We start from the raw sequence: 21,629 nt of genomic DNA, 5'->3' as shown, positions 1-21,629 counted from the left end.
GTCGCGTGCTCTATCCCTTATCCGGCAGGTTGAGCCGGATGTGGAGCTCGCGGAGCTGCTTGGTCGTGACCTCCGATGGCGCGCCCATCAGGAGGTCCACGGCCTGCTGATTCATCGGGAACAGCGAGATTTCGCGCAGGTTCGTGGTCCCGCACAGCAGCATCACGATGCGGTCGACGCCGGCCGCCATGCCGCCATGCGGCGGGGCGCCGTACTGGAATGCGCGATACATGCCGCCGAAGCGCTCGACGACGTCCTTCTCGCCATAGCCCGCGATCTCGAACGCCTTCACCATCGCTTCCGGCTTGTGGTTGCGGATGCCGCCGGAGGCGATCTCGTAGCCGTTGCAGGTGATGTCGTACTGGAACGCCTTGATGGTCAGCGGGTCCTGCCCGTTGAGCGCGTCCAGTCCACCTTGCGGCATCGAGAACGGGTTGTGCGAGAAGTCGACCTTCTTGTCTTCCTCGTTGTACTCGTACATCGGGAAGTCGACGATCCAGGCGAGTTCGAACCGATCCTTGTCGATCAGGTTCAACTCCTCGGCCACCTTGGTGCGAGCGAGGCCCGAAAACTTCCAGAATTTTTCCGGATCGCCCGCGACGAAGAAGGCGGCATCGCCCTCCTTCATGCCGAGCTGGTCGCGGATCGCAGCCGTCCGCTCCACGCCGATGTTGTTGGCGAGCGGACCCGCGCCCTCGCCGCCCTCGCGCCACATGATGTAACCGAGGCCGGGCTGGCCTTCACCTTGCGCCCAGGAATTCATGCGATCGCAGAACGCGCGGCTGCCGCCGCCGGTGCCGGGGATCGCCCAGACCTGGTTCTTCGGGTCTTCCAGCATCCGCGCGAACACCTTGAAGCCGGAGCCGCGGAAATGCTCGGAGACGTCCTGCATCACGATCGGGTTGCGCAGGTCCGGCTTGTCGGTGCCGTATTTGCGCAGAGCTTCCGCAAACGGAATCCGCGGCCAGCCTTTGGTGACCGGCTTGCCCTTGGCAAACTCCTCGAACACACCGGTGACAACCGGCTCCATCGCCGCAAAAATATCTTCTTGCGTGACGAAGCTCATCTCGACATCGAGCTGGTAAAACTCGCCCGGCAGGCGGTCGGCGCGCGGATCCTCGTCGCGGAAGCACGGCGCGATCTGGAAGTAGCGGTCGAAGCCCGACATCATCAGGAGCTGCTTGTACTGCTGCGGCGCCTGCGGCAGCGCGTAGAATTTTCCCGGATGGATTCGCGACGGCACCAAAAAGTCGCGCGCGCCTTCCGGCGAGGACGCAGTCAGGATCGGGGTCTGGAACTCGAAGAAGCCCTGCTCCTTCATCCGCCGGCGCATGGAATCGACGATCGCGCCGCGGGTCATGATGTTCTGGTGCAGCTTCTCGCGACGGAGGTCGAGGAAGCGGTACCTGAGCCTGATATCTTCGGGATATTCCTGCTCGCCGAACACCGGCAGCGGCAGCTCGCCGGCAGGTCCCAGCACCTCGATCTCGCTGACGTAAACCTCGACCCTGCCGGTCGGCAGTTCCGGATTGTCGGTCCCTTCGGGACGGCGGCGCACCTTACCGTCGATCCGCACCACCCATTCCGAGCGGAACTTTTCCACTTCCTTGAACGCCGGCGAGTCCGGGTCGGCGACGCATTGGGTGATGCCGTAATGGTCGCGCAAATCGATGAACAGCACGCCGCCATGGTCGCGGATGCGATGGCACCAGCCGGAAAGACGGGCGATCTGCCCGATGTCGCTCTCACGGAGCGCGCCGCATGTATGTGACCGGTAGCGATGCATGGAAGTCCCAAAAACAGATGTCGGAGGTTGAGAATCGGGGGCCAAAGCCAGTCCGAAGTTGCGGAGGGTTTACCCGACGCAGCCGGGGGCGGCAACCAATGGCGGGGCGGTTTTCGGCTGAAAAACGGCCATTTCGCAGGCCGGCATCCGGGCCGTTTGCCTATTCCGGGGCTGCGCCTATCTTTAGGTCATGACCATTCATTTCCCGTTCCAGAACACCTATTCGGCGTTGCCGGCGAATTTTTTCGCCCGTGTGGCCCCTACCCCGGTCGCCGCCCCGAGGCTGATCAAGCTGAACCGGGCGTTGGCTATCCAGCTCGGCCTCGATCCAGATGTGCTGGAGAGCTCGGAAGGCGCGGAAATCCTCGCCGGAAAGCGCGTGCCTGAGGGCGCCGATCCGATCGCGATGGTCTATGCCGGCCACCAGTTCGGCCAGTTCGTGCCCCAGCTCGGCGATGGCCGCGCCATCCTGCTCGGCGAGGTCATCGACAAGGACGGCGTCCGCCGCGACATCCAGCTCAAGGGCAGCGGGCCTACGCCATTTTCGCGCCGGGGTGACGGCCGCGCCGCGCTTGGGCCGGTCTTGCGCGAATACATCGTCAGTGAGGCGATGTTTGCGCTCGGCATCCCCACCACCCGTTCGCTCGCCGCCGTCGTCACTGGCGAGGGCGTGATGCGCGAGACCATGCTGCCCGGCGCGGTGCTCACGCGTGTCGCCGCAAGCCATGTCCGTGTCGGCACCTTCCAGTTTTTCGCTGCGCGCGGCGACACTGAGGGCGTGCGGGCGCTCGCCGACCACGTCATCGCGCGGCACTATCCCGATGTCGCGAAGGCCGAGCGTCCCTATCATGCGTTGCTCGAAGCCGTCGTCGCCCGCCAGGCCGATCTCGTCGCGCGCTGGCTTCTGGTCGGCTTCATCCATGGCGTGATGAACACCGATAACACTTCGATCTCCGGCGAGACCATCGACTACGGCCCCTGCGCCTTCATGGACGAATACAACCCCGCGCAGGTGTTCTCGTCGATCGACGAGATGGGTCGCTACGCCTATGCCAACCAGCCGCGCATCGCGCTGTGGAATCTGACGCGGCTCGCCGAATGCCTGCTGCGGCTGTTCTCCGACGACCAGGACAAGGCGATCGAACAGGCGCAGTTCATCCTCGGCGAATTCGCAGAGAAATTCACTGCCACCTATCAGGCCGGACTGCGCAAAAAGATCGGCCTGTTCACCGAACGCGACGGCGACGAAGCTTTGATCCAGGATCTGCTCGACGCCATGGCGAAGAACACGGCCGATTTCACCCTCACCTTCCGACGCCTCACCGATGCCGCCGGCGATCCCGCCGAGAACAAGGTTCGCGATCAGTTCACCGATCCCGCCGCTTACGACGAGTGGGCCGCACGCTGGCGCCAGCGCCTCGCCGACGAACCGCAATCCGCCGCCGAACGGCAGGCCGCGATGCGCGCGGTGAATCCGGCTTTCATCGCACGCAACCACCGCGTCGAAGCCGTGATCGCAGCGGCCGTGAACAACGACTACGCGCCGTTCGAGGAATTGCTGACGGTGCTGTCGAAGCCGTATGAGGATCAGCCGGAGTTCGCGGCCTACACAGAGCCGCCACTCCCCGACCAGCGCGTGCTGCGGACGTTTTGCGGGACGTGACGTCGCGATAGGTGATCTACCTCCCTTTGAAGTCACCCACATGCAGCACGTTCGATAAGACAGTGCTCGAGGTAGATGACGTCCCGTCGATGTTGCTCGTCATCCCGATCAACCAAGGGAGCCTCTTCTCGACTCCCGTCGTTATCGGCTCGCCGGTCATGCCGAACGAATTGAGCGGCCAAATTCCTACAGGCACGATTTCGAGTGTGGCACGCACCAGCCTTGCGCCACCGCCGAAGCTCTTGCTGATGTCGAGCGGATCGACTTTTTCTACCGTCATCGGATCGTTGAGATCGCGAAAGCGAACCAGCATCGGAAGGCTTGTCAACGGCAGTTCGCGCTTGCCGGGCAATTGCCGAAGCTTTTTGAGTCCCTCGTCCACCGTGGGGCCGGGAAATGCGCCACCGTCGAAATTGAACGCGCGCAGAATGATCGACTCCGGCATCGACCGACTGTCGGAGCCGGCGTTCAGCAGCGCAAACAGCGTCCCGCGCGATCCGAGATCGAGGACGACGGCCTCCCCTCGGTAACTGCCTGCAAGATCACTCTGACCAGCGAATCTGGATTGCTTGCTGTAGGTGACTTCGACGACGCTCGATCCAATCTTGGGTTCGCCATCAACCTCGGCCTCAAGCACCAAACGGTATCGCAGCGTCAGGCTGGGGTACGATATGTCGTACAGCACCAGAGCGCCGAGAATCAGGGCAAAGGCAATTCCAAGCCATTTCATGTTAGGTTCTCTTGGTCCACCAGCGTGCGGTCGGCAATCTGCGCGCCGAGAGGTTGAGAAGATGTAACGTTGGTGGGAGTTGGAAGCGTGTACCCCTCGCGCCGCACCCGCCCGTTAACCGCGATCCTTAAGCGCCCATCCACCATCCGCGCACGCGCGGCCACTCCCGGTTCCAAAAATTAAGAAACGGTCAACGCGCTCCCCACAATTCTATCGGTTTATCAGGGGAGAATTGCCGTGGACGCCTTTGCTTTCGAATTCATGGGAATGGTGCTGATTGCGCTCTGCCTCATCGTGCTCGCGATCCCGTCCGGCCGGCGCCGGCCGCGGCACGTGCGCTACGAGTGATCGACTTCAGCACCGTCATACCGCGAAGGCGGGTATCCAGGACGCCGCGGCCTCTCGATTAATCACCAGCGTCTCTGGGATACTGGGTCGCCCGGTCAAGCCAGGCGATGACGTTCTGGGTCCGGCCCTCAAGCCGACGCAAAAAAGCCGTGCTCAGGCTCAAATGCAAGGCTCAAATCCTCCGCGACACCCTTGACATATCAGCGTTTTCGGCAGAACGCCTGTCCGACGCGTCATGGATTGTTCATGGATCTGATTACCACCACTTCCGACCTCGCCGCCGCCTGCTCCCGGCTCGCCCAACACAAGGTCATCACAGTCGATACCGAGTTCCTGCGGGAAACGACGTACTACCCCCTGCTCTGCGTCGTGCAGATGGCAAGCGCGGACGAAGCCGTCGTGATCGACACGCTGGCGCCCGGCATCGACCTCAAGCCGTTCTTCGACCTGATGGGCAACGAGGCGGTGCTGAAGGTGTTTCACGCCGCCCGCCAGGACATCGAGATCGTCTGGCACCAGTCCGGCACCATTCCGCACCCGATCTTCGATACGCAGGTCGCGGCGATGGTGCTGGGCTATGGCGACAGCATCGCCTATGACCAGCTCGTCGAGCGCGTCACCGGTCACCGGCCGGACAAGACCCATCGCTTCACCGACTGGTCGCGCCGGCCGCTGACGCCGGAGCAGATGCATTACGCGATCTCCGACGTCACTCATTTGCGCGACGTCTTTGCCGCCCTCGATGCCGACCTGAAGAAGCGCGGCCGCAGCGACTGGGTCAGCGAGGAGATGGAAGTCCTGACCTCGCCAAGGACCTACGATTTCCACCCCGAGCGCGCCTGGGAGCGGCTGAAGACGCGGGTGCGCAAGCCGAAAGAGCTTGCCGTGCTGATGGAAGTCGCGGCCTGGCGCGAGCAGGAAGCGCAAAGCCGCGACGTGCCGCGCTCACGCGTGCTGAAGGACGATGCAGTCGGCGACATCGCCACCCACGCCCCGACCTCGCTCGAGCGCCTTGCCGGCCTGCGCTCGTTGCCGAAGGGCTTTGACCGCTCCAAATGGGGCAGCGACATCATCGCCGCCGTGCAGCGCGGCCTCGCCCGCGATCACGCCACCTTGCCGAAGATCGAAAAACCGCGCGGCGGTTCGAATGGCGCCGCGACCGTCGAGCTCCTGAAAGTGCTGCTGCGGATGACGTCGGAGCGCCACGCCGTCGCCAGCAAGGTGATCGCGACCGTCGACGATCTCGACCAGATCGCCGCCGACGACCACGCCGACGTCGCTGCCCTCCACGGCTGGCGCCGCGAATTGTTCGGCGAAGCGGCGCTGGCACTGAAGCACGGCAGACTGGCGCTTGCGATCGAAAAAGGCAGGGTCGTCCGGGTCGATCGGACGTGAGTAACAACTTCCGAGAACGTTTCCCGGATGCTGCTCAAGTAGGCCGCCAGGTGGGCGGCTTCCCGATCCGAAGCGTCGACCGGCGTCACGATCGGCATCGAGATTCCGAGACCGCACTTCTGCGGCTGCGCACCGCGCCATCCTTCGATCGAATCTCGGCACAGCCGCCTCATGCACCGGCCTGCGACAGCCCCTTGCTCTGCCGCCATGTGCCGGGAGGCGCGCCGACGAGGCGGCTGAAGGCGCGGTTGAAGGCGGCTTCGGATTCGTAGCCGACACGGGAAGCGATCTCGGCAAGGCTGAGGCCGCTATCGCGAAGCAGTCGCCTGGCGAGGTGCATCCGCCATCCGGCCAGATACGTCATCGGCGCCTCGCCGACCAGCTCGACGAAGCGCTTGCCCAGCGCGGCGCGTGAGATCGCCGCGCGGTCTGCCAGTTCCTCGACGGTCCAGGGCCGCGCCGGCTCGGCGTGAAGCAGCGTCAGCGCCCGGCCGACATGGGGATCGTTGAGGCCCGCCAGCCAGCCGCGACGCCCCTCGGCGACATGGATAAGCTGCCAGCGCACCACCTCCATGAAGAGCAGCTCGGACAAGCGCGCGAGCATGGCGCGGTTTCCGGGACCTGGCCGCATCGCTTCGGCGATGAGCTGACCGGTCGCAGCCTGCCACCAGCCGGCCTCCTGATCGAGCGTGACCGGCTCCGCATAGCGCGCGGTATCAGAAAATGCGTCGAGGATGACCTTACCATTGCGCAGGCGGACGCAAATGAATGCCGGCATCGCATCGAGCAGCGGCCCGAACCGTTGGTCGGAATGCAGGTAGCCGCAAACAAAGCGCGTCTCCTCCCCGCCCCCGCCATGCTTCACCCAGGTGATCTGCTCGGCCGACGCCTTGGGGAAGATGCTGGCAATCGTGACGGGAGCAAGCCCCGGGTCGCTGGTCATGACGTGCTGATCGCCGCGCGGAAACACCAGAACGTCGCCGGCCTCAATCCTGATCGGTTCGAGCTTGCCGCATGTGATCCAGCAGCCGGCGTTCATTGCCAGGTGAAACAGCGTGATCGCTTCCGCGCCCGGCATCAACCGCGAAGCCAGCAAGTCCGGTGGGGAGGTCACGACCGACCATGGCCGCGTAAACTCGGCATTGAAATGAATGGCGCCCGACACACGGATGACGCGCAGAACCTCGGACAAAACGTCCATTTGGCCTCCAGGGCTGGATCACTAAACGGTGCGTAGCGTCTCGGCAAAGAATCTGAGCGCCCCGATCATTGTGTCGACGCTGGCCCGGCCTTAGTTCACCGTCCGGTTCGGTTGAAGCGAGCTTTCCCGGCCCGCCCGATGCGGTCGATCGGGCCATAGCCGGTCCGTCGTGGCAGAACCGGCCGGATTTTATGCGGCACTGGCCGCGGAAATTGTTTCACGAACGGAGATTTTGGATGTTTCTCAAGACGGTTGACGAAACTGAGGCGACAGGCCGCATCGCCAAGCTCTACGCAGCGCAGAAAGCCCAGAGCGGCTTCGTAATGTCCGCGACGCGCTGCTGGACCGCGCGGCCGGATCTTCTGCCGATCTACCAGGAGTTCGCCGACAAGATCCGCACCGGCTTCTCGCTAAGTCCGCGCGACTGGCGGCTGATCACATTCGTCGCAGCAAAGCAGGTGCCGTCCACCTACTGCTCGCACGTGTACGGCAAGCAGCTTCTCGCCGACCTCGGCTCGAAGGAAGCGGTTATGGCCGTGCGACGCAACTTCGCCTCGGCGCGACTAAGCGAACGGGACGTCGAAATGCTGCGCTATGCCGAGACGATCGCAAGCGACGCGTCCCGCGTGACGGCGAAAGACATCGAGCGGCTGCGAGCGGTGGGCTTCACCGACGTCCAGATCTGCGACATCGCGCTCTGCGCCGCGTTCCGCTGTTTCGTCGCGCGGTTCTTCGATGCGGTCGGCGCCGGCCCGGAGCCGGCCTTCATCGACGCAGACGCCGATTTTCGCAAGGCGATGACGGTCGGTCGAGCAATCTGATGAAGAGATTTTTTCAACCCAGGACTTTCAACCGAGCATAAGAGGGAGATGACTATGACCACCAGCGTCAAACAGATGATGGAAGCCGCCAACGCAGCGGTGCCGCGCATCACGCCCGCGCAGGCCAAGGAAATGATTGCGAAAGGAAACACCCTCGTCGTCGATGTGCGTGACGCGCCGGAAGTGGAGAAGAGCGGCAAGGTCGCAGGAGCCATCCATGTCTCCCGCGGCATGCTGGAGTTCCGCGCCGACCCCGAGACGCCCTACCACGACAAGAATTTTGCCAAGGACAAGACGGTCATCCTCTATTGCGCGTCCGGCGGACGATCCGCGCTTGGCGGCAAGGTGCTCAAGGATATGGGGTACCCCAATGTCTACAATCTCGGCGCCTTCAAGGACTGGGCCGAGAGCGGCGAGGCGATCGATAAGCCGATAGAGCCTGACATGTGACAATCGTAATCGTCATCACTTGAACTAGCGCGAAATATCCGAGCCGCCGCCCGAGTGGCGGGCCTCGCCGTGCATGGCGCGGTGGGCCGAACTAGTACAGCTCGCTACCATTTCAATTCCAGCCCGAGCGTGCCTTGGTGCGACTGCATCGCGGCGCGGAATTTTCCGTCGTAATTGACGTAGAGGCGCGCGGTGTTGGTCAGGCTCAGCGAGACCGAGGCGCCGGCGTCGGCGCCATACCGGCTCTCGCCGATGCCCTGCAGCGTGAGGCTTTGGGCGCCAAGGGTGACCGTGATGTCGGAGAAATTCTGCACGACATTGTCGACGAACTTGCCGTAGCCCGACAGGTCGAAAATCTTGCCATCGAAGATCCAGTAATGGCCGATCTCCGCGCCGATCAGCAGCCGCGCGCGCTCCACGGTGGCGCCCGTTGCCGCCACGGGATCGAGGCCGCCGATCTCCTGCAGCGATCCGGTCCGCGCGCGGACATATTCGAACGCGGCCTTGGGCACGACGCGTGCCTGGTCCTTGGACCAGTAATAGCTGATCTCGCTCAGCACGCCGTCGAGCCGCGCATTGTATCCGGCGGTCGCAATCCCGAGCCCCGTGTCTCGGCGCGAATTGATGTTGCCAAAGCCGTGCACGACTGCGCTGGCCCAGGTCCACGGCCCGCTGTCGACGGAGGCCGTGAAGCCAAGCTGAGTTAGATCAATGGTGGCCGATTGCAGCGCCAACGGAATGTCGATCGCCGAGCGGCTCTGGTCGACCGAGAAGCCGATATTGACGCCCGGCATCACGCGCGCGCCAATGCCGGCCACGCCGCCCCAGGTCCTTCTGCTGTCGCCGACGAAATCGCCGACCGCGCCGTTCTTGGTCCAGTTCCCGTAGCCTTCGAACCAGGTCCGGTAGCGCGGCGCTTCCGTGCTCTCGGAGGCGCCGCCCCCGCCCGGATTGGTCCGCTGCAGACGGTTGAAACCATTGCTCGACTGGCTGCCCAGCCGTTCCAGGAAATTGCTGCCGAGATTGGTCAGTGTCGCGCTTGATAAGACCGTCGAATTGATCATGGTCGGAGTCGGGCTAGGCGTCGGCGAAGGCGTGGGTGTCGGGGTTGGCGTGGGCGTCGGCGATTGCGCGTGGGCGGCGGACATGGCGGTGATGAGCGCGAACGCAATCGCGGCCAGACATGCAAGCGCGTGCCCGGTTCCGATTCTCCATGCTCGCGAAGGCCGCCGTGAGCCGCGCATGTAGTCCATTCCAGAGGGCGAAAGCGCCAGCCCGAAAAAATGCGCAAATGCCGATAAACCGTAACGATTTGCCCCTAGTTCGCGCAAACGGTCAATCGGCGCACTGCCGAATAGGCGCGATTGTGGTTCGGCTGCCACAGCCGGCGACACCAGAACGATTTGCCGGAGCCCGCCAGAACCTTGCGAACGCCCAAATTTCGTGTTGCAATCCCAAGCGCAATCGGATTCAGGCCGTTCGACTGTGCGTTTCGCGAGCAGGAAATCTAGCAGCTACCGGGAAGCCCGTTTGTGGCGTGGCACGTGGAAAACGTGGCCGCGTCTTTTTTGTATCTAGACCAAACTTGGAGACAGGCGATGGCGATGCACAAGGGCAGCGTCAAGTGGTTCAACCCCACCAAGGGGTATGGGTTCATCAAACCGGCGGTCGGCGAGAAGGACGTGTTCGTCCACATCTCGGCCGTCGAGCGTGCGGGGCTCACCACTCTCAACGAGAACCAGCACGTCGAGTACGACCTTGTCGAAAACCGCGGCAAGACGTCCGCGGAAAACCTCAAGGTCACGTAGACTTCATCGTCGCAAATTGCCCCCGGCCTCGCCGGGGGCTTTTGTTTGCGCCCTGCCCTGGAATTCAGGCCGCCGCCCCGCAGCCGGCGATCTCGCTGAGTTCCGGATAGAATCGCGCGGTCATCCGGCCGACATAGCGCCGCAGGTTGGCATGGCTTGCGGCCGCCCGCTGCAAATCCGACTCGAACAGCGGACAAATCGCACAGACCGCGAAGGCGAACATCGTGGCGTCGATGCCGGCGGGCTCCCTGCCCATGAAAAACGGCTTGTCGCCGAGATAGGCCGCCATCGCGTCGATCGAGCGGATCCCGATCGCGGTGATCTCGTCTTTGGAGTGACGGCCGATTCCCTGGCCGTGCAGCGTCTTGCGCAGGCGGCGGCGGACCATCGAAACCACGACCGGCCGGACCGGCGCCGGCACGCCCCTGAAGAAATTGACCGGACCTTTGCGGAAATTGTCCTCGATCATCCAGCGGAAGTAGACGCTGGCCCAGTAGAGATTGTCCTCCGCCATCTTCTCGAAGGCCCAGGAGATGGCGAGCTGCTCGGCGCTGAGGCCCTGGTCGAAATCGATGCCGTATTTCTTTTCGAGATGCCAGCGGATCAGCGTGGAATCGCCGAGCAATTGGCCGTCGTCCTCGATGTAGGGAATTTTGCCCTTGGGTGCTTTCGAAAAGCTCATCGGCGCTTTTCTGAACGGCAGTTTCGACATCCGTAGCAAGGTCTCGGCCTTGGTCACGAACGGGCTTGCGTCGGGAAGGCCGAAATTGGGCCCGGAGCCATAGAGCGTGATCATGGAAACCTCAATGGATTTAGCGGAGCGCGGTCGCCGCGCTCGTTCGCGCACACCTTGCGGATAATATCAGATCGTCCGCGGCGAAATCAGGGTGCCGTCGCGGTCGGCTCCGTCGGCGACCTTGCAGATCTCGCCTTCGAGGCGGAGCTTTCCGCTGGCAAGCAAGCGCAGTGCCTCGGGGTAGATGCGATGCTCGATGCCGAGAATGCGCTGCGACAACGTCTCTGCCGTATCGTCGTCGGCCACCGTCACCGCGCCTTGCATCACGATCGGGCCGGCGTCGGTTTCGGGAATCACGAAGTGCACGGTCGCGCCCGAGATCTTGACCCCGGCCTGCAGCGCCTGACCGTGCGGATCGAGACCCGGAAAGGATGGTAGCAGCGAGGGATGGATGTTGAGCATTTTTCCGTACCAGCGCTGCACGAATTCGGCGGTGAACAGCCGCATGAATCCGCCGAGGCAGATCAGTTCGACCTGCTTTTCATCCAGCGCCCGCTGCAGGACGGCCTCAAAGCCCGCGCGGTCCTTGCCGAACGGCTTGCTCTCGACAACCAGTGTCGGGATGCCGCTCGCAGCTGCCTTCGCGAGCCCAGGCGCATCGGCCCGGTTGGAAATGACGGCGACGATCTCGGCCGGAAAATCCGCAGCCTTCGCCGCATCGATCAGCGCGGCCATGTTCGACCCACGCCCCGAGATCAGGATGGCGACCCGGCGCTTCATTGCGCGAGATCGAGATGGCCGTTGTAGGCCACGCGATGTTCGCTCGCAGCCGGGATCACTTCGCCGAGCAAGGCGACGGTCTCGCCGCTTTCAGTCAGGATCTCCGTCACCTTCTCGACCGCATCCGGCTTGACGATGGCAACCATGCCGATGCCGCAGTTGAAGGTGCGCAGCATTTCGAGTTCGGCGATGCCGCCCTGCTCCGCCAGCCATTTGAACACGGGCAGCACCGGCAGCCGCGCCAGATCGATGCCGACGCCGAGGTGCTTTGGCAGCACGCGTGGAATGTTGTCGGTGAAGCCGCCGCCGGTGATATGGGCAAGCCCCTTGATCGCGCCGGTTTCGCGGATCGCGCGCAGGCAGGATTTCACATAGAGCCGCGTCGGCGTCAGCAGCGCGCCGCCCAGCGTCATGACCGGCGAGAACGGCGCCGGCGCATCGAAAGCCACGCGGGATTGTGCGACGATTTTGCGGACCAGCGAAAAGCCGTTGGAATGAATGCCGGATGAGGCCAATCCGATCACGGCGTCGCCCACGGCAATGTCCGCGGTAGGCAACAGCGTGCCGCGCTCGGCAGCCCCCACCGCAAAGCCTGCGAGGTCGTAATCGCCATCCTTGTAGAGCCCCGGCATCTCGGCGGTCTCGCCGCCGATCAGGGCGCAGCCGGACTCCCGGCAGCCCTCGGCGACGCCTGCCACGATGGCCGCCGCGGCGTCGGGGTCCAACTTGCCACAGGCGAAATAGTCGAGGAAGAACAACGGTTCCGCGCCCTGCACGACGAGGTCGTTGACCGACATTGCCACCAGGTCGATGCCGATACCGCCATGCAGGCCGGTCTCGATCGCGATCTTGACCTTGGTGCCGACGCCGTCGGTCGCCGCCACCAGCACCGGATCCTTGAAACCCGCCGCCTTGAGGTCGAACAAGCCGCCAAAACCGCCGATTTCGGCATCGGCGCCAGCCCGGGCGGTGGCGCGCACCATCGGCTTGATGAGATCGACCAGGCGGTTGCCCGCATCGATATCGACGCCCGAATCCGCGTAAGTCAGCCCGTTTTTGCGGTCGTTCATGCCCAAATTCCAGTATGATGACGGCTGGTTACGAGGAATTCCGCGATCCTGCAATGGCTCGCAAGCGCTTGGCGCATATACTATGTAGATAAGAGCCGGCTGTACCCGCCAGGGGCCGGATTTAGGCCGGGAGCCGGGAAGCGACCGAGTTGAGCATTCCAAATATCATTACGCTGGGGCGCATCATTCTGGTGCCGGTCATCGTCTGGGCGATCGTTTCCAGCCAGATGGAAATCGCGTTTGCGATTTTCGTCATTGCAGGGGTCAGCGACGCCGTCGATGGCTTTCTCGCCAAGCGCTTCAACATGTCGAGTGAACTGGGCGCCCTGCTCGACCCGCTTGCCGACAAGGCACTTCTGGTTTCCATCTTCGTGGCGCTCGGCATCTGGGGTGCGGTGCCGCGCTGGCTCGTCATCCTCGTGGTGTCGCGCGACATCATGATCGTGACGGCCGTGATCGTGTCATGGCTGTTCGACAAGCCGATCCCGATGAAGCCCCTGATGGTGTCGAAGCTCAACACGGTGGCGCAGGTGGCGTTCGCGGCGCTGGTGCTGGCGTCGCTCGGTTTCAACTTCAAGCCGGCGCCCTATGACGTGATCCTGATGGGTTTTGTTACGGTCTTTACTTTGGTTTCCGTCTCGCTCTATCTCGTCGAATGGGTGCGGCACATGAGCACGATCGAAGCGCGCTAGGTTGTTCTTTTGTTTTTGCGCGTTTTTTCTCGCAAGCCGTGCCCGCCCGGATCAAGTCCGGGACAGGCTTTCGCTCGAAAGCGCTATGAAGGCCTGAAGATCCCGGCCTGGAGATTTGCGTGGTAGTTCGCGTTCAACCTCGTCAGCTTGCCTTTGCGCTGCCGCATGCGGAGAGCCTGACGCGCGACAATTTCCTCGAGGGTCCGGCCAATGAAGCCGCACTCTCGCTGATCGAAAGCTGGCCGGACTGGCCGAACCGCATCATGCTGCTGGCGGGGCCGGAGGGATCCGGCAAGAGCCATCTCGCCGCGATCTGGGCCGAACAGGCGGGCGCGCGCTCGATCTCAGCCCACGCGCTCAACGCCGCTGCCGTCCCCGGCGCACTCGCCACCGGGGCACTGGTGGTCGAGGATCTGAGGCCTGCCGACTTCGACGAACGCGCCTTGTTTCATCTGCTGAACCTGGCACGCGAGGACGGGGCGTTCGTCCTGATCACGGGACGCGTTCCACCGGCGGCGTTCGAGATCGAGCTGCGCGATCTCCGGTCGCGGCTGCGCGCCGCCCCCCTCGTGTCGCTATTGCCGCCGGATGACCTGTTGTTTCGTGGCCTGATCGTCAAATTCTGCGCGGACCGCCAATTGAGCATCGACGAGACGGTGGTGAGCTACCTCGCCACCCGAATCGAACGGTCCTATGCCGCTGCTCGCCAGGCGATCGAGCTCCTGGATACCGAGGCGCTGCGGCTCGGCCGGCCGGTCACCCGGGCGCTGGCCGCGGAACTCTTGCGCAACGCCTGATCGGGTAGCTCCTGCTGCGTCCTGCCGCCTTGACGCCGGCTGTACGCGGAACATCAATGTCATTGAAACGTCATCGGCGTATCACATGCTGTGGGCCGCTTTCCCTTAAAGTCGGCCCTGCCACTAAAGTCGGCCCTGCCTCGCTCGCGATGGATCAAAGCCTTATGGAATTGGTACAAGCCGTTGAAATAAAAGAAAAAGAGCCGATTGCCGAAGCTCCGTCCGCGATCGTCACGAGCCCGGAGCGATTCATCAATCGGGAACTATCTTGGCTGCATTTCAACCGCCGGGTGCTCGAGGAATCGGTCAATCCCGGCCATCCGTTGCTGGAACGGGTGCGATTCCTGTCGATTTCGGCCAATAACCTTGATGAATTCTTCATGGTTCGCGTCGCCGGCATCAAGGCGCAGGTCCGTGAAGGCATCGCCGAGCGCAGCCCCGATGGCTTGACGCCGTCCGAGCAGCTCACTCTCATCAACAAGACGGTTTCGGAACTAGCTTCCGATCAGCAGGCGATCTGGCGCGATCTGCGCACCACCCTGTCGGACGCCGGCATCATGCTGGTCGACGGCCACGACTTCACCAAGGCGGAGCGCGGCTGGCTCGAGGATCACTTCCTCCGCAGCATCTTCCCGCTGCTGACGCCGCTGGCGATCGATCCCGCTCACCCGTTCCCGTTCATCCCGAGCCTCGGCTTCACCATCGCGCTGCAATTGTTGCGGACTTCCGACGGCAAGGCGATGAACGCGCTGATCCGCATGCCCGGCAAGATCGACCGCTTCATCCGCATGCCCAAGGACGGCGCAGTGCACCTGATCCCGCTGGAGCAGGCCACCGGCCTGTTCATCGGCCGCCTGTTCCCCGGTTACACCGTCAAGGGCCAGGGCGCGTTTCGCATCATCCGCGACTCCGAACTCGAAATTGAGGAAGAGGCCGAGGATCTGGTCCGCGTGTTCGAGACTGCGCTGAAGCGGCGGCGGCGCGGTTCGGTGATCCGGCTGGAGATAGAAGCCAAGATGCCGGAAGCGCTGCGCACCTTCGTGCAGCAGGCGCTTTCCGCCGCCGACGACGAGGTGTTTCTGGTCGACGGCGTGCTGGCGATGAACGAGCTGTCGCAGCTCACCCGGCTCGACCGTCCCGATCTCGAATTCGTGCCTTATGTGCCGCGCCATCCCGAGCGAGTGCGCGACCACGCCGGGGACATCTTCGCGGCGATCCGGCAAAAGGACCTCATCGTCCATCATCCTTACGAATCCTTCGACGTCGTCGTGCAATTCCTGCAGCAAGCCCTCCGCGACCCCGACGTCGTTGCCATCAAGCAGACGCTCTACCGCACCTCGAGCAATTCTCCGATTGTGCGGGCGCTCGCCGAGGCCGCGGAAGCCGGCAAGTCGGTGACCGCGCTGATCGAGCTGAAAGCGCGGTTCGATGAGGAGGCCAATATCCGCTGGGCGCGCGACCTCGAACGCGCCGGCGTGCAGGTCGTGTACGGCTTTCTCGAACTGAAGACGCACGCCAAGCTGTCGATGGTGGTGCGGCGCGAGGGCGGTAACCTGACGACCTATGTGCATACCGGCACCGGCAATTATCATCCGGTCACCGCGCGCATCTATACCGACCTTTCCTATTTCACGTCGGACCCGATCATCGGCCGCGACGCGGCGCGGGTGTTCAACTACATCACCGGCTATGCGGAGCCGAGCGACATCGAGCGGATGGCGGTGTCGCCGCTGACGCTACGCCAGCGCATCATCGAACACATCAAGGGCGAGACCAATCACGCAAGGCACGGCAAGCCGGGCGCGATCTGGATGAAGATGAATTCGCTGGTCGACCCCGACATCATCGACGCGCTCTACGAGGCCTCACAGGCCGGCGTGTCGATCGAACTGGTGGTGCGCGGCATCTGCTGTCTGCGGCCCGGCCTGCCCGGGCTATCGGACAATATCCGCGTCAAATCGGTGATCGGCCGCTTCCTGGAGCACGGCCGAATCTACTGCTTTGGTATGGGGCAAGGGCTGCCCGGGCCCAAGGCGGCTGTGTATATCTCGTCCGCCGACATGATGCCGCGGAACCTCGACCGCCGGGTCGAAGTCCTCTGTCCATTGCAAAATCCCACGGTACATCAGCAGGTTCTCGAACAGATCATGGTCGCGAATCTGAAGGATACCGAGCAGAGCTGGCAATTGTTGCCGGATGGGTCTTCAACGCGTATGAAGGCCGCGAAAGGCGAAGAGCCGTTCAACCTGCATAACTATTTCATGACGAATCCGAGCCTGTCTGGACGTGGAAAGTCTCTCAAGGAATCTTCGCCGCGCCGCCTCACGCGCCGTACCGAACGTCAGCAATCGTCATAAAGGAGCGCCGCTGTGAAGCGGCCGCGCAAGCGCGCTTCCAGCGTCGCCGTCATCGACATCGGTTCGAACTCGGTTCGTCTCGTCGTCTATGAGACGATGGCGCGCAGCCTCGTCACCATCTTCAACGAAAAGGCGCTGTGCGGGCTCGGCCGCGAGGTGCAGAGCACCGGCCTGTTGGCTGAGGATGCGGTTACCAAGGCGCTGACGGCGCTACGGCGATTTCGCGCGCTGTGCCGCATCCAGCAGGTGGAGCGCGTCTTCGCCATCGCCACGGCCGCCTGCCGCGACGCCAAGAACGGTCCCGACTTCATCGCCAAAGCCGAGCGCATCTGCGGCGCACCGATTCAGATCCTGTCCGGTCCGCGCGAGGCAAAACTGTCCGCGCTCGGCGTCATCTCCGGCATCCACAATCCCGACGGCATCGTCGGCGATCTCGGCGGCGGTTCGCTCGAACTGATCGATGTGGAGAAAAACCGGGTCCACAGCGGCGTCACGCTGCCGCTGGGAAGCCTGGCGCTACAGGATCTCTCGGAGAAATCCTTGAAGCGCGCCGAGCGCATCGTCCGCGACGATCTGTCCGGCGTCGCCCAGCTCAAGGCCGGCCATGGCCGCACCTTCTATGCGGTCGGCGGCACCTGGCGCGCGCTCGCACGTATTCACATCGTCCAAAGCGGCTATCCGCTACGCGTGATGCATGGCTATTCGTTACCTGCCGCCGACGCGCTCGATTTCGCCCGGCGCCTGCGCCGGCTGGCGGCCGCCAATATGCTCGCCGACATCGAAGTCGTCGCGGATGCACGGCGTCCGCTCCTCACCTATGCGGCGCTGGTGCTCGAATACATCATCCGCGTCGGCCAGCCGAAGACGATCGTGTTTTCCACCTTTGGTGTCCGCGAGGGCCTGCTCTACGAGATGCTGCCGCCGCAGGAGCGCGCCAAGGACGGATTCATCTGCGCAGCCCAAACCCTGAATGGATTATTGTCGCGCTCCGCACGCCACGCCGAGGAACTGGTTGCATGGACCGATCGGCTTGTGCGGGTCGTGAAGCTGCGCGAGACCGAGGAGGACCGCCGCCTGCGCCACGCCGCCTGCCTGCTTTCCGATATCGGATGGCGCGTGCACCCCGACCACCGCGGCGAGGAAACGCTGAGCCTGATCACCAACGGCAATTTCGGCTCGATCAGCCATCAAGGCCGCGCCTTTGTCGCGCTGTCGGTGTTCTACCGCTATGCGGGCTTGAGCGAAGAGAACGAGCCGCCGGAGCGCGTCCGCGGGCTGGTGCCGCCGGCGATGGATGAGCGTGCGCGCCTTCTCGGCGCGGCGTTCCGCGTCGCACACCTGATAACGGCCGCGCGCACCGGCGTGTTGCCCGCGACGCATTTCCGCACCAACGGCCGCAAGCTGATGCTGGTGTTTGAGCATCGCATGGTCGATCTCGTCGCCGACCGCGTTGGCAGCCGCTTCAAGCAACTGGCGCGGCTCGTCGGGCGCGCCGGCTCGATCGTGCGGAAGTAAGACGGAAAGGCGGCGTTCACAACGCGCCTTCCGTTTGTCGTCCTTTCCGCCACAGCCTGCTTTTTGGAGCCGGCACGCACAACACCCGGCTACTTCTTTTTTGGTGTCAGCCAGTCTTCATCTTCCAGGGACGGGGCCCGCTTCTGCTGCTCCAGGATTTTCTTGTACTCCTCGGGAATCACCTGACTGCGTGACGCCTCGTGCAGCGTGTGCGGGAGACCAGGTCGCAATGCCGGGGAAGGCAACCATCAGCCCAACGCAGATCACCTGCAGGATCATGAACTGGAACATGCCGGCGTAAATCGTCGCGAGACTCCAGCCCTTGACCACCTGCTTGAGATAGTACGCCGACATGGCGACCGGCGGCGACAGAAAGGCGGTCTGCAGCACCACCGCAACCAACGCTCCGAACCATATCAGGTCGATGCCCATGCCCTTCACAACGGGATAGAAGATCGGCAGGAACACCAGGATGATGGCTGGCCATTCGAACGGCCAACCCAGCAGGAAAATGAGAAAGAGCACGACAATCAGCATGAGGCTTGGCGGCAACTGGAGGCCGAGCATCGTCTCGGTGATCCAGTTCGCCGAGCCGAGACGAGCGAACACCGCACCGAAAATATTCGACGTGACCGCGAGCAGCAGCACCATGCTCGACGTCGCCATCGTCGAGATCAGCGCGCGCTGCAGTCCGCTGAGTGAGAACCTGCCATATGCGATGGACAGGATCAGCGCACCGACGCTGCCGATGCCGGCGGCCTCCGTCGGTGTCGCAAGCCCCCCGATGATCGAGCCAAGCGTCGCCGTGATGAGCCCGAGCAGGGGCAGCGTGCCGATGATCACCTCGCGCGCAATGTACGCCGCCGAGTAGATCCGCTCGTCCATCGGCACCGGCGGCCCGAGCTTGGGATTCATGAAGGCGCGCACCATCAGATAGCTGATGTAGAGGCCGGCCAGCAGGAAGCCCGGCCCGAAGGCTGCGGCATAGAGATCGGCGACCGACACCCCGAGCACCGGGCCCATCACGATCAGCATCACCGACGGTGGAATGAGAATGCCGAGCGTGCCGCCCGCTGTGATGGTGCCCGCTGAAAGCTTGGCGTCGTAACCCGCCTTCGTCATGATCGGCGAGGCCATGATGCCAAGAACGGTGACGGCTGCTCCGACGATACCAGTCGCCATCGCGAACACGGTCGAGGTCAGGATGACGACGAGGAAGAGCGCGCCGCGCACCGGCGCAAGCAGCATGCGGAACGCCGTAAAAAGGCGCTCCATGAGGCCCGCCTGCTCGGTGATGAAGCCCATGAAGATGAACAGCGGCACGGCGGCCAGCAGTTCCTCCTTCATCATGCCGATGGTCTGGAAGTAGCCTAGTTCGAAGACCGTTGAGCCCATGCCCCAGTAGCCGAACGAAAAGGCGAGAAACAGCAGTGTGAACGAGATCGGCACGCCGATGAAGATCGCTCCAAGCAGGACCAGAAGCATGATGAGGCCGATGAGCGCTTCTGCGGTCATATCTCGACCTTCTCCTTGTGCTCGAGCTCGACACCGGTGCGCATCATGTAGATGCTCTTGATCAACTCGGACACGCCCTGGATGAGCAGCAGGAAGCAGGCAAGCGGCACGACGAACTTGAACGGCCACAGCACGGGTCGCCATGGTGTCTGGTCCGAGGTCTCGTTGATCTGAAAGGCGTAGTGAAATTCGTTCCAGCTAATCAGCAACAGCATGATCAAGCTCGGGAAGAAGAAGACGATATAGGAGATCGTATCGATCCAGCCCTTCCTGCGGACGGAGAACTTCTCCCAGAAGAAGTCGGTGCGTATATGAGCGCCCTTGTGCAGCGCGTAAGCAGCGCCCAGCATGAACAGCGAGCCGTAGAGCATGTAGGTTGCGTCGTAGGCCCAGATGGTCGGCGCGTTGAACAAATAGCGCGCTGTAACCTCGTAGGCGACGGCCAGAACAAGCGGCACCGACAGCCACGAGATGATCGTGCCGGTCCGGTCGGTGAAGCCATCGATGACCCGGATTGCAGCCAGCAGCGCCGGCGACTGTCTGTCAGTTATCTCAGCCATTCCTCCCCCTACCGCCGACGTCGGTGCGGCGCGTTGCGGCGCGACGCAGGCCGGCTGCGCGTGAATGGGGGCGGCCGAAACCGGCCGCCCTCGGACGAAGCCCTATTTCTCGACGGGGAAGTAGTAGTTCGCCATGAAGGAGTACGGCGGGAAATAGGACCGCTTGTACGGCACCACGGCGCTGGCATAGGCCTTCTGCGAGTCGTGCACCTTCTTGAAGAACGGGTTCTTGGCGCTCTCGGCCGCCGCGATCTCGTCCCACTTTTTGATGAAGGTCAGCAGGATCTCGGTCGGCGTGCGCAGGATCTGTACGCCGTGCTTCTGCTGCATTTCAATCAGCGCATCGGCGTTCTGGCGCTGCCACTTGGTCCACCAGACGAGGAATGTCTCGTTGGCCGCCGACTTGATGATCTCCTGATGCTGCGCGCTGAGCTCCTTCCACACATCGCCGTTGATCACGATTTCGCCGACCGTCACGTTCTCATGCAAGCCGGGGGAATAGTGGTACTTCCATACGTTGTGGAAGCCGAGCTGCATGTCCTCGATGCCGCCGACCCATTCCGCGCAATCGATCACGCCGCGCTGCGCGGAGGGAATGATCTCGCCGCCCGGCATGTTGACCACCGTGAAGCCGAGTGCCTGCCACACTTCGCCGGCCATGCCGGTCTGGCGGCATTTCATGCCCTTCATATCCTCGACCGTCTGGATCGGCTTCTTGAACCAGCCGAACGCCTGCGGCCCTGCGGGCAGGATGGGGAACACGACCAGATTGAGCTTGAGCTCCTTCTGATAGAAGTCGTTGTACAGCTCGAGGCCGCCGCCGTGATAGAGCCAGCCCATCACGTCCATGTAGTCCATGCCGAACGTGCCGCCGGGACCGCCGGTGAACAGGATCGCGGTCTTGTTCTTGCCGGTCCAGTAGCCGGCCCACGCATGCGCTCCGTCGAGCACCTTCTTGTTGGTCGCGTCCAGCACCTCGAAGGCCGGCACGACCTGGCCGGCGGGCATCGCCTCGATCTTCAGCGTGCCGGCCGATAGTTTGTTCACCCGCTCGGCGAAGTAGGTGAAGTTATCATAGAGCGTAAGCGACGCCGGCCATGTGGCCTGCATCTTCAGCACCTTCGTCTGCGCCACGACTGTAGTGGTGGATCCGACAAACGCCGATGCGAACAAGGCAACGGCGATTAATCCCAGAAACAAGCGTTTCATGAGTCCTCTCCTCCCTTGGACAACGTGACCTTGGCGATCGCTTTTCTTCGTTTCTTCTCAGTCGCCAAGCTTGAAACCACGTCTGCCACCATCCTGCCACCATCGCGCCAAGTTGTCATCTTGCTTTCTGACCGCAGCAAGGGCCGGCAGACTGCTGCACCGTAGCTGTACTCTTGCGCGGAATCGTGCCGATGGA

General features: G+C 63.1%; 19 protein-coding genes. 9 read left to right on the top strand and 10 right to left on the bottom strand.

Going from position 1 to position 21,629, the window contains the following annotated elements; all coding sequences use genetic code 11:
- Window positions 1-10: 10 nt before the first annotated feature.
- The gene (gene aspS, locus V1290_RS34830) at window positions 11-1,786 is read right to left on the bottom strand and encodes an aspartate--tRNA ligase (RefSeq protein ID WP_334368555.1); all 1,776 of its coding nucleotides are present in this window, start codon (window positions 1,784-1,786) and stop codon (window positions 11-13) included.
- Window positions 1,787-1,976: 190 nt separating this feature from the next.
- Between aspS and V1290_RS34825 the strand changes: the two genes are divergently transcribed.
- Window positions 1,977-3,449, top strand: a complete 1,473-nt coding sequence (locus V1290_RS34825; protein ID WP_334368554.1) for a protein adenylyltransferase SelO — start codon at window positions 1,977-1,979, stop codon at window positions 3,447-3,449.
- Between the two features lie 16 nt (window positions 3,450-3,465).
- Here V1290_RS34825 and V1290_RS34820 read toward each other — a convergent pair whose 3' ends face one another.
- Window positions 3,466-4,086 (bottom strand): hypothetical protein, encoded by a 621-nt coding sequence (locus tag V1290_RS34820; protein WP_334368553.1) that lies wholly within the window; start codon window positions 4,084-4,086, stop codon window positions 3,466-3,468.
- A 687-nt stretch (window positions 4,087-4,773) separates the two neighbouring features.
- Here V1290_RS34820 and rnd point away from each other — a divergent pair.
- Entirely contained in the window at window positions 4,774-5,922 is a 1,149-nt protein-coding gene (rnd, locus tag V1290_RS34815; protein WP_334368552.1) for a ribonuclease D, read from the top strand.
- Window positions 5,923-6,091: 169 nt separating this feature from the next.
- Here rnd and V1290_RS34810 read toward each other — a convergent pair whose 3' ends face one another.
- Window positions 6,092-7,123, bottom strand: coding sequence for an AraC family transcriptional regulator (locus tag V1290_RS34810; protein WP_334368551.1), 1,032 nt, complete (start codon window positions 7,121-7,123; stop codon window positions 6,092-6,094).
- Between the two features lie 236 nt (window positions 7,124-7,359).
- Between V1290_RS34810 and V1290_RS34805 the strand changes: the two genes are divergently transcribed.
- Together V1290_RS34805 and V1290_RS34800 are read left to right on the top strand one after the other, a co-directional pair.
- A complete protein-coding gene (locus tag V1290_RS34805; protein WP_334368549.1) occupies window positions 7,360-7,944 on the top strand; it encodes a carboxymuconolactone decarboxylase family protein in 585 nt (194 codons plus the stop codon).
- Window positions 7,945-7,998: 54 nt separating this feature from the next.
- On the top strand, window positions 7,999-8,394 hold the full coding sequence (locus tag V1290_RS34800) for a rhodanese-like domain-containing protein (RefSeq protein ID WP_028346422.1): 396 nt from the start codon (window positions 7,999-8,001) through the stop codon (window positions 8,392-8,394).
- Window positions 8,395-8,498: 104 nt separating this feature from the next.
- Here V1290_RS34800 and V1290_RS34795 read toward each other — a convergent pair whose 3' ends face one another.
- Window positions 8,499-9,638 (bottom strand): autotransporter outer membrane beta-barrel domain-containing protein, encoded by a 1,140-nt coding sequence (locus tag V1290_RS34795; protein ID WP_334368548.1) that lies wholly within the window; start codon window positions 9,636-9,638, stop codon window positions 8,499-8,501.
- 360 nt (window positions 9,639-9,998) lie between these two features.
- On the opposite strand from V1290_RS34795, the gene V1290_RS34790 reads away from it, so the two are divergent.
- Window positions 9,999-10,202, top strand: a complete 204-nt coding sequence (locus V1290_RS34790; protein ID WP_028346424.1) for a cold-shock protein — start codon at window positions 9,999-10,001, stop codon at window positions 10,200-10,202.
- A 64-nt stretch (window positions 10,203-10,266) separates the two neighbouring features.
- Here V1290_RS34790 and V1290_RS34785 read toward each other — a convergent pair whose 3' ends face one another.
- The 3 genes from V1290_RS34785 to purM form a co-directional block, all read right to left on the bottom strand.
- Window positions 10,267-10,998, bottom strand: coding sequence for a glutathione S-transferase family protein (locus tag V1290_RS34785; protein ID WP_334368547.1), 732 nt, complete (start codon window positions 10,996-10,998; stop codon window positions 10,267-10,269).
- Between the two features lie 66 nt (window positions 10,999-11,064).
- The gene (purN, locus tag V1290_RS34780) at window positions 11,065-11,718 is read right to left on the bottom strand and encodes a phosphoribosylglycinamide formyltransferase (protein WP_334368546.1); all 654 of its coding nucleotides are present in this window, start codon (window positions 11,716-11,718) and stop codon (window positions 11,065-11,067) included.
- Entirely contained in the window at window positions 11,715-12,788 is a 1,074-nt protein-coding gene (gene purM, locus V1290_RS34775; protein ID WP_334368545.1) for a phosphoribosylformylglycinamidine cyclo-ligase, read from the bottom strand. Before purM ends, purN begins: the two co-directional genes overlap by 4 nt.
- Window positions 12,789-12,937: 149 nt before the next feature.
- Here purM and V1290_RS34770 point away from each other — a divergent pair, with 149 nt between their 5' ends.
- The 4 genes from V1290_RS34770 (at window position 12,938) to ppx (ending at window position 18,149) form a co-directional block, all read left to right on the top strand.
- Window positions 12,938-13,480, top strand: a complete 543-nt coding sequence (locus V1290_RS34770) for a CDP-alcohol phosphatidyltransferase family protein (protein ID WP_028346428.1) — start codon at window positions 12,938-12,940, stop codon at window positions 13,478-13,480.
- Window positions 13,481-13,599: 119 nt separating this feature from the next.
- On the top strand, window positions 13,600-14,277 hold the full coding sequence (locus V1290_RS34765) for a chromosomal replication initiator DnaA (protein ID WP_334368544.1): 678 nt from the start codon (window positions 13,600-13,602) through the stop codon (window positions 14,275-14,277).
- Between the two features lie 164 nt (window positions 14,278-14,441).
- Window positions 14,442-16,634: an RNA degradosome polyphosphate kinase gene (locus V1290_RS34760; RefSeq protein WP_334368543.1), complete on the top strand. Its 2,193-nt coding sequence runs from the start codon at window positions 14,442-14,444 to the stop codon at window positions 16,632-16,634.
- Between the two features lie 12 nt (window positions 16,635-16,646).
- Window positions 16,647-18,149 carry an exopolyphosphatase gene (gene ppx / locus V1290_RS34755; protein ID WP_334368542.1) on the top strand — a complete coding sequence of 501 codons (1,503 nt, stop codon included), beginning with the start codon at window positions 16,647-16,649 and terminating at the stop codon, window positions 18,147-18,149.
- 117 nt (window positions 18,150-18,266) lie between these two features.
- On the opposite strand, the gene V1290_RS34750 is transcribed toward ppx, so the two are convergent.
- The 3 genes from V1290_RS34750 to V1290_RS34740 all read right to left on the bottom strand — a co-directional run bounded on the left by V1290_RS34750 (window position 18,267) and on the right by V1290_RS34740 (window position 21,433).
- Window positions 18,267-19,664: a TRAP transporter large permease gene (locus V1290_RS34750; protein ID WP_334368541.1), complete on the bottom strand. Its 1,398-nt coding sequence runs from the start codon at window positions 19,662-19,664 to the stop codon at window positions 18,267-18,269.
- Window positions 19,661-20,224: a TRAP transporter small permease subunit gene (locus V1290_RS34745; RefSeq protein ID WP_334368539.1), complete on the bottom strand. Its 564-nt coding sequence runs from the start codon at window positions 20,222-20,224 to the stop codon at window positions 19,661-19,663. The genes V1290_RS34750 and V1290_RS34745 overlap by 4 nt, the downstream gene beginning before the upstream one ends.
- Window positions 20,225-20,326: 102 nt before the next feature.
- On the bottom strand, window positions 20,327-21,433 hold the full coding sequence (locus V1290_RS34740; RefSeq protein ID WP_334368538.1) for a TRAP transporter substrate-binding protein: 1,107 nt from the start codon (window positions 21,431-21,433) through the stop codon (window positions 20,327-20,329).
- Window positions 21,434-21,629 lie beyond the last annotated feature (196 nt).

Origin of the sequence: Bradyrhizobium sp. AZCC 1578 (assembly GCF_036924675.1) — a bacterium.
Lineage (GTDB): Bacteria > Pseudomonadota > Alphaproteobacteria > Rhizobiales > Xanthobacteraceae > Bradyrhizobium.
This window is presented reverse-complemented; position numbering and strand designations above follow the sequence as displayed.

Excerpts from the sequence above, each read along its gene's own strand:
- aspS (WP_334368555.1), bottom strand. The coding sequence starts at position 1,786 with ATGCATCGCTACCGGTCACATACATGCGGCGCGCTCCGTGAGAGCGAC.
- V1290_RS34825 (WP_334368554.1), top strand. The coding sequence starts at position 1,977 with ATGACCATTCATTTCCCGTTCCAGAACACCTATTCGGCGTTGCCGGCG.
- rnd (WP_334368552.1), top strand. The coding sequence starts at position 4,774 with ATGGATCTGATTACCACCACTTCCGACCTCGCCGCCGCCTGCTCCCGG.
- V1290_RS34810 (WP_334368551.1), bottom strand. The coding sequence starts at position 7,123 with ATGGACGTTTTGTCCGAGGTTCTGCGCGTCATCCGTGTGTCGGGCGCC.
- V1290_RS34805 (WP_334368549.1), top strand. The coding sequence starts at position 7,360 with ATGTTTCTCAAGACGGTTGACGAAACTGAGGCGACAGGCCGCATCGCC.
- V1290_RS34800 (WP_028346422.1), top strand. The coding sequence starts at position 7,999 with ATGACCACCAGCGTCAAACAGATGATGGAAGCCGCCAACGCAGCGGTG.
- V1290_RS34795 (WP_334368548.1), bottom strand. The coding sequence starts at position 9,638 with ATGCGCGGCTCACGGCGGCCTTCGCGAGCATGGAGAATCGGAACCGGG.
- V1290_RS34790 (WP_028346424.1), top strand. The coding sequence starts at position 9,999 with ATGCACAAGGGCAGCGTCAAGTGGTTCAACCCCACCAAGGGGTATGGG.
- V1290_RS34785 (WP_334368547.1), bottom strand. The coding sequence starts at position 10,998 with ATGATCACGCTCTATGGCTCCGGGCCCAATTTCGGCCTTCCCGACGCA.
- purN (WP_334368546.1), bottom strand. The coding sequence starts at position 11,718 with ATGAAGCGCCGGGTCGCCATCCTGATCTCGGGGCGTGGGTCGAACATG.
- purM (WP_334368545.1), bottom strand. The coding sequence starts at position 12,788 with ATGAACGACCGCAAAAACGGGCTGACTTACGCGGATTCGGGCGTCGAT.
- V1290_RS34760 (WP_334368543.1), top strand. The coding sequence starts at position 14,442 with ATGGAATTGGTACAAGCCGTTGAAATAAAAGAAAAAGAGCCGATTGCC.
- V1290_RS34750 (WP_334368541.1), bottom strand. The coding sequence starts at position 19,664 with ATGACCGCAGAAGCGCTCATCGGCCTCATCATGCTTCTGGTCCTGCTT.
- V1290_RS34745 (WP_334368539.1), bottom strand. The coding sequence starts at position 20,224 with ATGGCTGAGATAACTGACAGACAGTCGCCGGCGCTGCTGGCTGCAATC.
- V1290_RS34740 (WP_334368538.1), bottom strand. The coding sequence starts at position 21,433 with ATGAAACGCTTGTTTCTGGGATTAATCGCCGTTGCCTTGTTCGCATCG.